This is a genomic window from Pseudomonas japonica (assembly GCF_900188455.1).
GTDB classification, from domain to species: domain Bacteria; phylum Pseudomonadota; class Gammaproteobacteria; order Pseudomonadales; family Pseudomonadaceae; genus Aquipseudomonas; species Aquipseudomonas japonica.
Genome location: NZ_FZOL01000015.1, coordinates 69,700 through 83,048 on the forward strand (window position 1 = coordinate 69,700; position 13,349 = coordinate 83,048).

The window sequence follows — 13,349 nt, forward strand, 5'->3', positions numbered from 1 at the left end:
CAAAACATCACGCATCGGCATGCCTCAAAGCACCGCTTTCGGGTAGGAACCCAGTACTTTCAAGGCAACAGCTTCCTGGCTGATCTTCTCCAGAACGGCCTTGATCAGCGGGTCGCGATGATGACCGACGAAATCGATGAAGAACACGTAGGTCCATTTGCCGCTGCGCGACGGACGAGTCTCGATACGCGTCAGATCGATGCCGTTCTCGTGGAATGGCACCAGCAGCTCATGCAATGCGCCGGGCTTGTTGCTCATGGAGACGATGATCGAGGTCTTGTCGTCGCCGGTCGGCGGGACTTCCTGGTTGCCGATCATCAGGAACCGCGTGGAGTTGTCCGGGCGGTCCTCGATCTTCTCGGCCAGGCGCGTCAGCCCGTACAGGCCGGCAGCCATGTCACCGGCGATGGCCGCGGAGTTCCATTCGCCCTTGACCCGCTTGGCGGCCTCGGCGTTGCTCGATACCGCCACGCGCTCGACGTTCGGGTAATGCGCATCCAGCCACTTGCGGCACTGGGCCAGCGACTGGGCGTGGGAATAGATGCGGCTGATACTGTCGGTCTTGGTGTTCTCGCCCACCAGCAGATGGTGGTGAATGCGCAACTCGACCTCGCCACAGATGACCATGTCGTGTTCGAGGAAGCTGTCCAGGGTGTGGTTGACCGCACCCTCGGTGGAGTTCTCCACCGGCACCACACCGAAGTTCACCGCACCGGCGGCCACTTCGCGGAACACTTCGTCGATCGCCGCCATCGGCTTGCTGACCACCGCGTGACCGAAGTGCTTCATCGCCGCCGCCTGGGTGAAGGTTCCCTCGGGGCCGAGGTAGGCGACTTTCAGTGGCTGCTCCAGCGCCAGGCAGGAGGACATGATTTCGCGGAACAGACGGGCCATCTCTTCGTTACCCAGGGGGCCCTGGTTACGCTCCATGACCCGCTTGAGCACCTGCGCCTCGCGCTCGGGCCGGTAGAACACCGGCTTCTCGCCCTCGGCCAGCGATGCCATCTTCACCCGGGCGACTTCCTGGGCGCAGCGGGCACGGTCGCTGATCAGCTCGAGGATCTTCTCGTCGAGACTGTCGATGCGCACCCGCAGGGCCTTGAGTTCCTGTTCCGACATCAGGAATGTTCCTTCTCGAATTCGACCATGTAGGCCACCAGTGCTTCCACGGCGTCCAGACCCAGGGCGTTGTAGATCGACGCGCGCATGCCGCCCACCGAACGGTGACCCTTGAGGTTGAGCAGCCCGCGGGCGTCGGCGCCAGCGAGGAAGGCCTTGTCCAGGCGCTCGTCGGCCAGGCGGAACGGCACGTTCATCCAGGAACGGGCGTTGGTGCTGATCGGGTTGGTGTAGAAATCGCTCTTGTCGATGAAGCCGTACAGGCGGTCTTTCTTCGCCCGGTTGCGCTGCTCCATGGCGGCGACACCACCCTGCTCCTTGATCCACTCGAACACCAGGCCGGAGAGGTACCAGGAATAGGTGGCGGGAGTGTTGTACATCGAGCCGTTGTCGGCGGCGATCTTGTAGTCGAGCATGGTCGGGCAACTGCTGCGGGCGCGACCCAGCAGGTCTTCGCGAACGATCACCACCACCAGACCGCTCGGGCCGATGTTCTTCTGCGCACCGGCGTAGATCAGGCCGTACTGCGAGACGTCGATCGGGCGGGAGAGGATGTCCGACGACATGTCGACCACCAGCGGTACGTCACCGGTCTGCGGAACCCAGTCGAACTGCAGGCCGCCGATGGTTTCGTTGGAGGCGTAGTGCAGGTAGGCGGCGCCTGGGGTCAGCTGCCACTCGTTCTGACCGGGAATGGCCAGGAAATCATATGGCTTGGCAGAGGCGGCGACGTTGACGTTGCCGAAGCGGCGCGCCTCTTCGATGGCCTTCTTCGACCAGATGCCGGTCTCGACATAGTCGGCGGTGCCATTCTCGGGCAGCAGGTTCAACGGAATCTCGGCGAACTGCTGGCTGGCGCCGCCCTGCAGGAACAGCACCTTGTAGTTGGAGGGGATGGACAGCAGGTCACGCAGGTCCTGCTCGGCCTTCGCGGCGACGGTCACGTAGTCGTCGCTACGGTGACTCATTTCCATGATGGACAGGCCTTTGCCGTTCCAGTCCAGCATTTCGGCCTGGGCGCGCTGCAGAACAGCATCGGGGAGCGCGGCAGGGCCGGCGCAGAAGTTAAAGGCTCGTTTGCTCACATCCACTCTCGCTCTGCTCAAGATAACGGCGGAAGCGGGGCCATTGCCCCGCTTCCAGTCACACTGTTTACCAATCAGTCCTGCGCTGTCTCTTCATCGCCAGCGGCATCCGCCTGGGGCGCCTCGGCGTTTTCGATATCGTCGTCGGCACCTTCCAGCACATCGTCTTCGTCGCCTTCGTCGGAAGGCTCCTGGACCCGCTCCAGGCCGACCAGGGTTTCATCGCTGGCCAACTTGATCAGGGTCACGCCCTGGGTGTTGCGGCCCAGGCTGGAAACCTCGCCAACCCGCGTGCGCACCAGGGTGCCCTGGTCGGAGATCAGCATGATCTCCTCGCCTTCCTGCACCTGGACCGCGCCGACCAGACGACCGTTGCGCTCGTTGCTGACCATGGCGATGACGCCCTGGCCGCCACGTTTGTATTCGGGGAACTCGCCGATCGCGGTACGCTTGCCGTAGCCACGCTCGGAAGCGGTGAGGATCTGGCTGCCCTCCTCCGGAATGATCATGGAGATCAGCTTCTGCCCTTCGGCCAGACGCATGCCGCGAACACCGCGGGCAGTGCGCCCCATGGCGCGGACATCGGATTCCTTGAAGCGGGTTACCTTGCCACCGTCGGAGAACAGCATGACCTCACGCTCGCCATCGGTGATCGCGGCGGAAATCAGGATATCGCCCTCGTCCAGCTCCAGGGCGATCAGGCCGACGCTGCGCTGCCGGCTGAACTGCTCCAGCGGGGTCTTCTTCACGGTGCCGTTGGCAGTGGCCATGAAGATGTAGTGACCCTCGGTGTACTCCTCCACCGGCAGCATGGTGGTGATGTGCTCGCCTTCATCCAGCGGCAGCAGGTTCACCAGCGGCCGGCCGCGAGCGGCACGGGACGCTTCGGGAATCTCGTAGGTCTTCAGCCAGTACACCTTGCCCTTGCTGGAGAACAGCAGCAGCGTGGTGTGGCTGTTGGCGACCAGCAGGTGGGAAATGTAGTCCTCGTCCTTGACTCCGGTAGCCGACTTGCCCTTGCCGCCACGACGCTGCGCCTGGTAGGCGGCCAGTGGCTGGGTCTTGGCGTAGCCGCCGTGGGAGATGGTCACCACGCGGTCTTCTTCGGGGATCATGTCGCCCAGGGTCAGATCCAGGCGCGCATCGATGATTTCGGTGCGGCGCGCGTCGCCGTATTCGGCGCGGATCAGCTCCAGTTCCTCGCGGATCACTTCCATCAGGCGCTCGGCGCTGCTGAGGATGCGGATCAGTTCGCCGATCTGGTTGAGGATCTCCTGGTACTCGGCCAGCAGCTTCTCATGCTCCAGGCCGGTCAGGCGGTGCAGACGCAGATCGAGGATGGCCTGGGCCTGTTCTGGCGACAGGTAATACTTGCCGTCGCGCAGACCGTACTGCTCGTCGAGGTTCTCCGGGCGGCAGGAGTCGGCGCCGGCGCGCTCGACCATCACCTGCACGGCACTGGACTCCCACGGCGTGCTGACCAGCGCTTCCTTGGCCTCGGAAGGCGTCGGCGAAGCCTTGATCAGGGCGATGACCGGGTCGATGTTGGACAGCGCGACCGCCTGGCCCTCGAGGATGTGCCCGCGCTCACGCGCCTTGCGCAGCTCGAACACGGTACGCCGGGTCACCACTTCGCGGCGGTGGCGGACGAAGGCTTCGAGCAGGTCCTTGAGGTTGAGCAGGCGCGGGCGACCGTCGATCAGGGCGACGATGTTGATGCCGAACACGCTCTGCAGCTGGGTCTGCGCATAGAGGTTGTTGAGCACGACCTCCGGCACTTCGCCACGACGCAGCTCGATGACCACGCGCATGCCGTCCTTGTCGGACTCGTCGCGCAGTTCGGTGATGCCCTCGAGTTTCTTCTCCTTGACCAGCTCGGCGATCTTCTCGATCAGACGCGCCTTGTTCAGCTGGTAGGGGAGTTCGGTGACGACGATCTGCTGGCGACCACCGACCTTGTCGATGTCCTCGATGGTCGAGCGGGCGCGCATGTAGATGCGGCCGCGGCCGGTACGGTAGGCCTCGATGATGCCCTGGCGACCGTTGATCAGGCCGGCGGTGGGGAAGTCCGGGCCCGGGATGAACTGCATCAGTTCGTCGATCGAGACTTCCGGGTTGTCGATCAGCGCCAGGCAACCGTCGATGACTTCACCGAGGTTGTGCGGCGGGATGTTGGTGGCCATGCCCACGGCGATACCGCTGGAGCCGTTGACCAGCAGGTTGGGAATACGGGTCGGCATGACCGCCGGGATCTGCTCGGTGCCGTCGTAGTTCGGCACCCAGTCCACGGTTTCCTTGTGCAGGTCGGCCAGCAGCTCGTGGGCCAGCTTGGACATGCGCACTTCGGTGTATCGCATCGCCGCGGCGTTGTCGCCGTCGACCGAACCGAAGTTGCCCTGGCCGTCGACCAGCAGGTAACGCAAGGAGAAAGGCTGGGCCATACGCACGATGGTGTCGTACACGGCGGTGTCACCGTGCGGGTGGTACTTACCGATCACGTCACCGACCACACGGGCGGATTTCTTGTACGGTTTGTTCCAGTCGTTACCCAGTTCACTCATCGCATACAGAACGCGGCGATGCACGGGCTTCAAGCCATCACGCGCATCGGGCAGTGCACGCCCGACAATGACGCTCATCGCGTAGTCGAGGTAGGACTGTCTCAGTTCGTCTTCGATATTGACCGGGAGGATTTCTTTGGCCAGTTCGCCCATGAGAAGCCTGATTCCTTTTTCTGGTGAAACTTCGTCACATCCATATGGGACGAACGAAGCTCGCCGCCGCGGAGGGCCTCCCCCGCAACGACTTACGACAAATCAACGAGTTATGCCATGGATCTGCGTAGTGAAGAGCGCCCCTCGGGGCGGTCTTGGAAACCGCCGGATGTTATCACAGTCGCCGGGGGCATGGGAGTATGGCAAAGCGCCGCCTGGCGCGAGGGAAAACGGGCCCGGAAGCGGCGCCAGGACTGTCGGCCGGCGGCAGGCGAAAATGCTCAGTGCAGGCGCTTGCGGCACATCAACTGGGCCAGCTTGGCGGTATCGGGGCGCTCGACGATGCCCTTCTCGGTCACGATCACGTCAATCAGGTCCGCAGGGGTCACGTCGAACACCGGATTGCACACCTCCACGTCAGGTGCGATGCGGGTTCCGGCGATTTCCAGCAACTCGCTGCCATCGCGCTCTTCGAGAACGATCTCGTCACCGCTGGCCAGGCTCATGTCGATGGTCGAACTCGGTGCCACCACCATGAAGCGCACACCGTGGTGCATGGCGTTGACCGCCAGCTGGTAGGTGCCGATCTTGTTCGCCACGTCGCCGTTGGCGGCGATGCGGTCGGCGCCGACGATGACCCAGGTGATGCCCTTGGTCTTCATCAGGTGCGCAGCGGCCGAATCGGCGTTGACACTTACCGGAATGCCCTCGTTGACCAGCTCCCAGGCGGTCAGCCGGGTGCCTTGCAGCCAGGGCCGGGTTTCATCGACGTAGACGTGCTCGATCATGCCATCCAGCCAGGCGCCGCGGATCACACCCAGAGCGGTGCCGAAACCACCGGTAGCCAGGGCGCCGGTGTTGCAATGGGTCAGCACCGTCTGCTCGCTGCCCTGGTAGCGACGGATCAGCTCCACGCCCAACTGGGCCATGTTCAGGTTGGCTTCGCGATCGCTGTCATGAATCGACTGGGCCTCGGCCTCCATCACCTGCGACGGATCGTCGCCCTCCTTGAGTCGTCGCAGGCGCTCGCGCATGCGATTCAGCGCCCAGGACAGGTTGACCCCGGTCGGCCGCGCCTCGCCCAGCACGGCGAAATCCGCCTCCAGCGACGCGCGCCAGTCGCCCCCCTCGGCCAGGCGCTGGCGCACGCCCAGCAGCAGGCCATAGGCGGCGCTGATGCCGATGGCCGGGGCTCCGCGCACCACCATCGAGCGAATTGCCTCGGCCACGCCGGCGGCGTCCTTGTAGGCCAGCCAGGTTTCCTCGAACGGCAAGGCGCGCTGGTCGAGCAAGTAAAGGGTGCCATCACGCCAATCGATGGCCCTCACTTTCTCTGCAGCCAGAAGTCGATCGCGCATTCCCTCACCCCGTCATTCGGACATCAAAAACCGGCGATTATAACGAGCCCCAAGCGCGGACGCTCGGGTATACTTCGCCACCTGCCCATGACCCAGGGAATTCCGTCCCATGCCCAAGCCCCCCGTCCCTCTCGACCTGCTGCTCCTGCCGACCTGGCTGGTGCCCGTCGAACCGGCCGGCGTGGTGCTCAGGGAGCATGCCCTGGGGATTCACGAAGGGCGCATCGTCTTCATCGGCCCACGCAGCGAGACCGGTCGTTTCCAGGCCGCGCAAGTCCGCGAACTGCCTGACTGCCTGCTGACCCCGGGGCTGATCAACGCCCACGGCCACGCGGCCATGACCCTGTTCCGCGGCATGGCCGACGACCTGCCGCTGATGACCTGGCTGCAGGAGCACATCTGGCCCGCCGAAGGCCGCTGGGTCGACGAGGATTTCGTCCGCGACGGCACCAACCTGGCCATCGCCGAACAGCTCAAGGGCGGCATCACCTGCTTCAGCGACATGTATTTCCATCCGAAGATCGCCAGCGCCTGCGTGCACGACAGCGGCATTCGCGCGCAGATCGCCGTGCCCCTGCTGGATTTCCCGATTCCCGGCGCGCGCACCTTCGATGAAGGCCTGCACCTGGCCGTCGAGCTGTTCGGCGACCTGCGCCATCACCCGCGCATCAGCGTCGCCCTCGGCCCCCACGCGCCGTACACGGTCAACGACGAGAACCTGGAAAAGATCCGGGTGGCCGCCGACGAACTGGACGCGCCGGTGCACATGCACATCCACGAGACCGCCAGCGAAGTCCGCCAGTCCCTCGACGAGCGCGGCGAACGCCCGCTGCAGCGTCTGGCCCGTATCGGCCTGCTCGGCCCGCGCCTGCAGGCCGTGCACATGACCCAGATCAGCGATGACGACCTGGCATTGCTGGTAGAAAGCAACACCAGCGTGGTGCACTGCCCCGAATCCAACCTCAAGCTGGCCAGCGGCTTCTGCCCAGTGGAGCGCCTGTGGCAGGCCGGAGTCAACGTCGCCGTGGGCACCGATGGCGCCGCCAGCAACAACGACCTCGACCTGCTCGGTGAAACCCGCACCGCCGCCCTGCTGGCCAAGGCCGTGTCCGGCTCGGCCAGCGCCCTGGATGCCCACCGCGCACTGCGCATGGCGACCCTGAACGGTGCTCGCGCCCTCGGCCTGGACCCCATCACCGGCTCGCTGGAGGTGGGCAAGGCCGCCGACCTGGTGGCCTTCGACCTGGGCGGACTGGCCCAGCAACCGATCTACGACCCGGTGTCGCAACTGATCTACGCCAGCGGCCGCGACTGCGTGAAGCATGTCTGGGTCGCCGGAAAGGCATTGCTCGACGAGCGTCGCCTGACCCGCCTGGACGAGCAGGCCGTGCATGCCGCCGCCGTGGCCTGGGGCCAGCGGATCGCCGGACACGCCGAATGACCCGACGGCAGCCAGCCTGCCGCACCGAATTTTCACAGTTTCAGAGGATTGTTCCATGAGCAACGTCGACCACGCCGAAATCGCCAAGTTCGAGGCCCTGGCCCATCGCTGGTGGGATCGCGAGAGCGAGTTCAAACCGCTGCACGACATCAACCCGCTGCGGGTCAACTGGATCGACGAACGGGTCAAGCTGGCCGGGAAGAAGGTCCTCGACGTCGGTTGCGGCGGCGGCATCCTCAGCGAGGCCATGGCCCTGCGCGGTGCCACGGTTACTGGTATCGACATGGGCGAGGCGCCGCTGGCGGTGGCGCAACTGCACCAGCTGGAGTCCGGGGTCAACGTCGAGTACCGGCAGATCACCGCCGAGGCCCTGGCCGAGGAAATGCCGGAGCAGTTCGACGTGGTCACCTGCCTGGAGATGCTGGAACACGTGCCGGACCCGTCCTCGGTGATCCGCGCCTGCTTCCGCATGGTCAAGCCCGGGGGCCAGGTGTTCTTCTCCACCATCAACCGCAACCCGAAGGCGTATCTGTTCGCCATCATCGGCGCCGAATACATCATGAAGCTGCTGCCCCGCGGCACCCATGACTTCAAGAAATTCATCCGTCCTTCCGAACTCGGTGCCTGGAGCCGCGCGGCGGGCCTGAGCGTCAAGGACATCATCGGCCTGACCTACAATCCGCTGACCAAGCACTACAAGCTGGCCGCCGATGTTGACGTCAACTACATGATCCAGACCCTTCGCGAGGAATGAGCATGCGTTTGCGAGCAGTACTTTTCGACATGGACGGCACCCTGCTCGACACGGCGCCGGACTTCATCGCCATCTGCCAGGCGATGCGCAACGACCGCGGCCTGGCGCCGGTCGCCGACAACACCGTGCGCGACGTGATTTCCGGCGGCGCCCGGGCGATGGTCGCCGCGACCTTCGGCATCGACCCCGAAGCGCCGGAATTCGAGGCCCTGCGCCTGGAGTTCCTGGAGCGCTACCAGCGTGACTGCGCGGTGCACAGCAAGCTGTTCGACGGCATGGAAGAGCTGCTGCAGGACATCGAGCGCGGCAAGCTGCTGTGGGGCGTGGTGACCAACAAGCCGGTGCGCTTCGCAGAACCGATCATGCAACGCCTGGGCCTGGCCGAACGCTCCTCGCTGCTGATCTGCCCGGACCACGTGAAGAACAGCAAGCCCGATCCCGAGCCGCTGATCCTCGCCTGCAAGACCCTCGACCTGGATCCGGCCAGCGTGCTGTTCGTCGGCGACGACCTGCGCGACATCGAGTCCGGCCGCGATGCCGGCACCCGCACCGCGGCGGTGCGCTATGGCTATATTCATCCCGAGGACAACCCCAACAACTGGGGCGCGGATGTGGTGGTCGATCATCCCCTGGAGCTGCGCAAGGTGCTCGACAGCGCCCTGTGCGGCTGCTGATCCCACAGCCAGTGGCCCTGTCGGGCCGGCCTCGTGGCCGGCTCGCTGGCGCCTGAAGCCATTTCCCTTTCGAGGCAACTCCCATGTTCGACTATTCCGCCCGCCCGGATCTGCTCAAAGGCCGGGTCATCATGGTTACCGGCGCCGGTCGCGGGATCGGCGCGGCAGCGGCCAGAGCCTTCGCCGCCCATGGGGCCACCGTGCTCCTGCTGGGCAAGACCGAGGCCAACCTCACCGCGGTGTACGACGAGATCGAAGCCGCCGGCCATCCGCAGCCAGTGGTGATCCCGTTCAATCTGGAAACCGCCCTGCCGCACCAGTACGACGAACTGGCGGTGATGGTGGAAAACGCCTTCGGCCGCCTCGACGGCCTGCTGCACAACGCGTCGATCATCGGCCCGCGCACGCCAATGGAGCAGTTGAGCGGCGACAACTTCATGCGCGTCATGCACATCAACGTCAACGCCATGTTCATGCTCACCCAGACCCTGCTGCCGCTGCTCAAGCTGTCGGAAGACGCCTCGGTGGTGTTCACCTCCAGCAGCGTCGGACGCAAGGGCCGCGCCTACTGGGGTGCCTACGGTGTGTCGAAGTTCGCCACCGAGGGCCTGATGCAGACCCTGGCCGACGAGCTTGAAGGTGTCGCCCCGGTGCGGGCCAACAGCGTCAACCCGGGCGCCACCCGCACCAGCATGCGCGCCCAGGCCTATCCGGCGGAAAATCCGCAGGACAACCCGCTGCCCGAGGCCATCATGCCGGTCTATCTGTACCTGATGGGCCCGGACAGCACCGGGGTCAACGGTCAGGCATTCAACGCCCAGTGAGCCCCTGCGCCAGGGCGCCGCGCAAGCGGGTGCCCTGGTGCGACTCCTGCTGCTCCAGTTGCATGCAGCGCTCGAGGAACAGGTACATATAGTCGTAACTCTTGCAGATCGCCCGCTTCAGCTCGGCCTGCAAGGCCTTGCTCGGGCTGTTGCCGGCCAGGGTACAGATGATTTCCAGCGCCTCCCACGGATGGGCATCATCGTACTGGGCGTGCATCTTCAGCCATTTCATCGCCCGCTTGCGGCCTTCTTCGGGGAAGCCCAGGGCATAGGTATCGGTGGCGCAGACCACCGCCGACCACTCGCCCACCGCCCCTTCGATCGCGTAGTTGGTCGCCGCCATGGCCACCACCAGCGAGTCCTGGCTGCAGGTGTGCCAGCACCAGTCGCTCAACGCCTGCAGTTCCGCCGGCACGTCCTGTGCCTGCAGGTCGTCGAGGGTGACGCCGTGGGCTTCACACCAGTGCACCCAGTAGTCGGCATGGTTGAGTTCGACGCGAATGTTGCGCATCAGCCAGCGTCGCGCCATGTCCTCGCCGGGGTGGCGGGCGTAGCGGGTCTTGGTCAGGTTGTGGGCCATGTACACGGAGAATTGCTCGACCACCGGCCAGCCACCCACCAGGTACTGGTGCATGGTCGTGCTGCCGACGAGGCCGTCACGCAGGCGCTGGTAGAACGTGTGCTCCACCACCCGGCGCTTGCTCGCGCTGCATTCCTGGATCAGGCGCTGGGCCCAGAGGGGATAACTTGCGGCGTCCATCAATGGACCAGTCCGAGTAAATGCGTCAATCACTGTCAGCTCCTTGTCCTTGTGATTTGGATGGAGCGTCAGCGCAGCGTCCCCGGTGATCCGAACAGCACTGGCCCGGCGGCGTCACGCTGACGCTGCAGGCTGTCGCAGGAAAACACCTGGGGCCGTTCGATCAGATAGCCCTGGGCATAGTCGACACCGATCTCCTGCAAGGCCTGCTCGATCAACGGCGTCTCGACAAACTCGGCGATGGTGCGCTTACCCATGACGTGGCCGATGTGGTTGATCACCTGGACCATCGCCCGGTTAATCGGGTCGTCGAGCATGTCCTTGACGAAACTTCCGTCGATCTTGAGGAAGTCTACAGGCAAATGTTTCAGATACGCGAACGACGACATTCCGGCGCAAAAATCATCAAGGGAAAACTTGCAGCCCAATCCTTTCAATTCGTTGATAAAACGAATGGCACTTCCCAGGTTGGCGATTGCACTGGTTTCGGTTATTTCGAAACAGATCAATTCAGGGGGAATGGCGTAGTCGCTGAACTGCCGCCGCAGGTAGTCGAGGAACTTGTCGTCGCCGATGCTGCTCCCCGACAGATTGATCGAACACATCGCCAACGGCCCTTCACGCCCCTCGTTCAGGCATTGGCGTATCACCTCGAACACATTGCGCACCACCCAGCGATCGAGAGCGGTGATCAGGCCGAAGCGCTCGGCGGCGGGAATGAAGCTGTCGGGAAGGATGATGCGGCCGCTTTCGTCGTGCAGGCGCAGGAGGATTTCCAGGTGTCCGCCGCCCTCCTCGTGAGGGTCGAGCGCGGCAATCTCCTGGGCATACAGGCAGAAGCGGTTTTCTTCCAGGGCAATGTGCAAGCGCTGGATCCAGGCCATCTCGCCGAAGCGCAGCGACAGCTCGGTGTCGTCGGCAAGGTACAGCTGCACACGGTTGCGGCCTTTTTCCTTGGCCATGTAGCAGGCCATGTCCGCCGCGCGCAACGCCGCTTCCAGCGAGTCCGGCGCCTGATTCAGATGAACCAGACCGATGCTCACACTGTTCACGAACGGTCGACCCTTCCAGACAAAATGCAGGCTCTGCACCACCTGGCGCAGGTTCTCGGCAATCCGCTCGGCCTGCTCCGGCGGACAATCGCGCAGCAGCACGCCGAACTCGTCGCCCCCCAGCCGCGCCAGCACATCCCCTTCGCGCAGTCCCGACTGCAGGACCGCGCAGATATGCCGCAGCAACTCATCACCCGCGGCATGGCCACTGGTGTCGTTGACCAACTTGAACTGGTCGAGGTCGAGGAACATCAGCGAATGCCGGCCGTTGTTGCGTACCTGATCGCCCAGCGCCTGCTCCAGGCAATATTCGAATTCGCGACGGTTGGCCAGCCCGGTCAGGGCGTCATGGGTCGCCTGCCAGGACAGGTTGGCGATGTACTGGCGCTCCTGGGTCATGTCGTGCAGCACCAGCACGGTGCCACTGATCCGCCCTTCGGTCATGATCGGCGCACCGACCAATGTCACCGAGACGGTACTGCCATCCAGGCGCTGGATCAGCCGCACATGCTCCGAACCGCCGCCCAGCGCGCCGTTGAGGATATGTTCGGTGAGGGTCAGGCGGTCCTTCTCGGCATTGTCATCCAGCAGGCTGAACAGTGCGGCCAGCGGCAGGCCCTGAGCGTGACTGGCGTCCCAGTGGGTCAGTTGCTCGGCGGCGGCGTTCATGTAGACGATGCTGCCATCGACATCGGTGGTGATCACGCCGTCGCCGATGGAAGCCAGGGTGATCTGCGCCCGCTCCTTTTCCTCCCGCAGCGCGCTGGCAAAGGCCTGCCGCTGCGCCAGCAGCTTGCTCGAACGCAGCCAGGCCAGGGCGATGAGAAACGCCGCGGTGGCCAGGTTGGTCAGCAGCAGCAGGCGCAAAAGCATGCGCGAGCCTTCCCCCAGCGCATCGCTGAAGGCTCGTGCGGCGGGAGTGACGTTGTCATTGATGGAGACGATGCGGCGCTTCCAGTCGGCCAGATCGCGCGGCGTGGCGCGGCTGCCGGCGATGCCTGCGTGAATTTCATCGGCCAGGGTGTCCAGCTCCTGCAGGAAGCTGTCCCCTACCTGCCAGCGACTGATGGCCTTTTCCAGGTAACTGACGTGGCGGAAGTTGAGGTAGAACCAGATCACGCTGGCGACGTCGTCCGGGTGGTTGCCACCGGCGAGGATGCCCTGGCGCGCGGCCTCCAGGTCCGGCGGATCGAGATCGAGGGCCAGACGCAGGCGGTGACTGCCTTCGGGGATGGCGAAGGCGTCGCGGTACTTGCGGAAGTTCTCCTCGTCGCGGCTGTCGACGTACAGGCTCAGGTAATAGATGGCGTCCTTCTGCCCCTTGGACCACAGGCTTTCCCCGGCGACATAGGCACGCATCGCCGACAGCGCGTACAGGCTGATACCACCCAGCAGCGCCTGAAACAGCACCACGGCGATAAATGGCCAGATGATCCCCAGGAGCCTGGGCGTTTCAAGCGTCCGTTTTCCCTTCATGAAGTCCCTTGCAACTGCGCCGGTGAGTCGCCTCACTCTGTTCCGATACAGACTAGGCCATTTGCCTGCATGCGGATAAGTGATTTCTCACA

Annotated in this window: 10 protein-coding genes; 4 read left to right on the top strand and 6 right to left on the bottom strand. The window is 64.3% G+C overall.

Annotated elements, in window-relative coordinates; genetic code table 11:
• Positions 1–24 precede the first annotated feature (24 nt).
• From pheA to mtnA, 4 genes are all read right to left on the bottom strand, one after another.
• A complete protein-coding gene (gene pheA, locus CHB99_RS18320; RefSeq protein ID WP_042122508.1) occupies positions 25–1,119 on the bottom strand; it encodes a prephenate dehydratase in 1,095 nt (364 codons plus the stop codon).
• The gene (serC, locus tag CHB99_RS18325; RefSeq protein WP_042122566.1) at positions 1,119–2,204 is read right to left on the bottom strand and encodes a 3-phosphoserine/phosphohydroxythreonine transaminase; all 1,086 of its coding nucleotides are present in this window, start codon (positions 2,202–2,204) and stop codon (positions 1,119–1,121) included. Before serC ends, pheA begins: the two co-directional genes overlap by 1 nt.
• Positions 2,205–2,278: 74 nt before the next feature.
• A complete protein-coding gene (gyrA, locus tag CHB99_RS18330; protein WP_042122510.1) occupies positions 2,279–4,918 on the bottom strand; it encodes a DNA gyrase subunit A in 2,640 nt (879 codons plus the stop codon).
• A gap of 281 nt (positions 4,919–5,199) precedes the next feature.
• On the bottom strand, positions 5,200–6,276 hold the full coding sequence (gene mtnA / locus CHB99_RS18335) for an S-methyl-5-thioribose-1-phosphate isomerase (protein ID WP_042122512.1): 1,077 nt from the start codon (positions 6,274–6,276) through the stop codon (positions 5,200–5,202).
• Between the two features lie 109 nt (positions 6,277–6,385).
• Here mtnA and CHB99_RS18340 point away from each other — a divergent pair, with 109 nt between their 5' ends.
• From CHB99_RS18340 to CHB99_RS18355, 4 genes are all read left to right on the top strand, one after another.
• On the top strand, positions 6,386–7,717 hold the full coding sequence (locus CHB99_RS18340; protein ID WP_042122514.1) for a TRZ/ATZ family hydrolase: 1,332 nt from the start codon (positions 6,386–6,388) through the stop codon (positions 7,715–7,717).
• 55 nt (positions 7,718–7,772) lie between these two features.
• Positions 7,773–8,471, top strand: a complete 699-nt coding sequence (ubiG, locus tag CHB99_RS18345) for a bifunctional 2-polyprenyl-6-hydroxyphenol methylase/3-demethylubiquinol 3-O-methyltransferase UbiG (protein WP_042122517.1) — start codon at positions 7,773–7,775, stop codon at positions 8,469–8,471.
• A gap of 2 nt (positions 8,472–8,473) precedes the next feature.
• Positions 8,474–9,145: an N-acetylmuramic acid 6-phosphate phosphatase MupP gene (gene mupP / locus CHB99_RS18350; RefSeq protein WP_042122519.1), complete on the top strand. Its 672-nt coding sequence runs from the start codon at positions 8,474–8,476 to the stop codon at positions 9,143–9,145.
• An 83-nt stretch (positions 9,146–9,228) separates the two neighbouring features.
• Positions 9,229–9,969: a YciK family oxidoreductase gene (locus CHB99_RS18355; RefSeq protein WP_042122521.1), complete on the top strand. Its 741-nt coding sequence runs from the start codon at positions 9,229–9,231 to the stop codon at positions 9,967–9,969.
• Here the strand turns inward: CHB99_RS18355 and CHB99_RS18360 are convergent.
• The gene (locus CHB99_RS18360) at positions 9,956–10,762 is read right to left on the bottom strand and encodes an iron-containing redox enzyme family protein (RefSeq protein WP_042122522.1); all 807 of its coding nucleotides are present in this window, start codon (positions 10,760–10,762) and stop codon (positions 9,956–9,958) included. The two genes, CHB99_RS18355 and CHB99_RS18360, sit on opposite strands and share 14 nt — an antisense overlap.
• Positions 10,763–10,797: 35 nt before the next feature.
• Positions 10,798–13,257 carry an EAL domain-containing protein gene (locus CHB99_RS18365; protein WP_042122524.1) on the bottom strand — a complete coding sequence of 820 codons (2,460 nt, stop codon included), beginning with the start codon at positions 13,255–13,257 and terminating at the stop codon, positions 10,798–10,800.
• Positions 13,258–13,349: the final 92 nt, after the last annotated feature.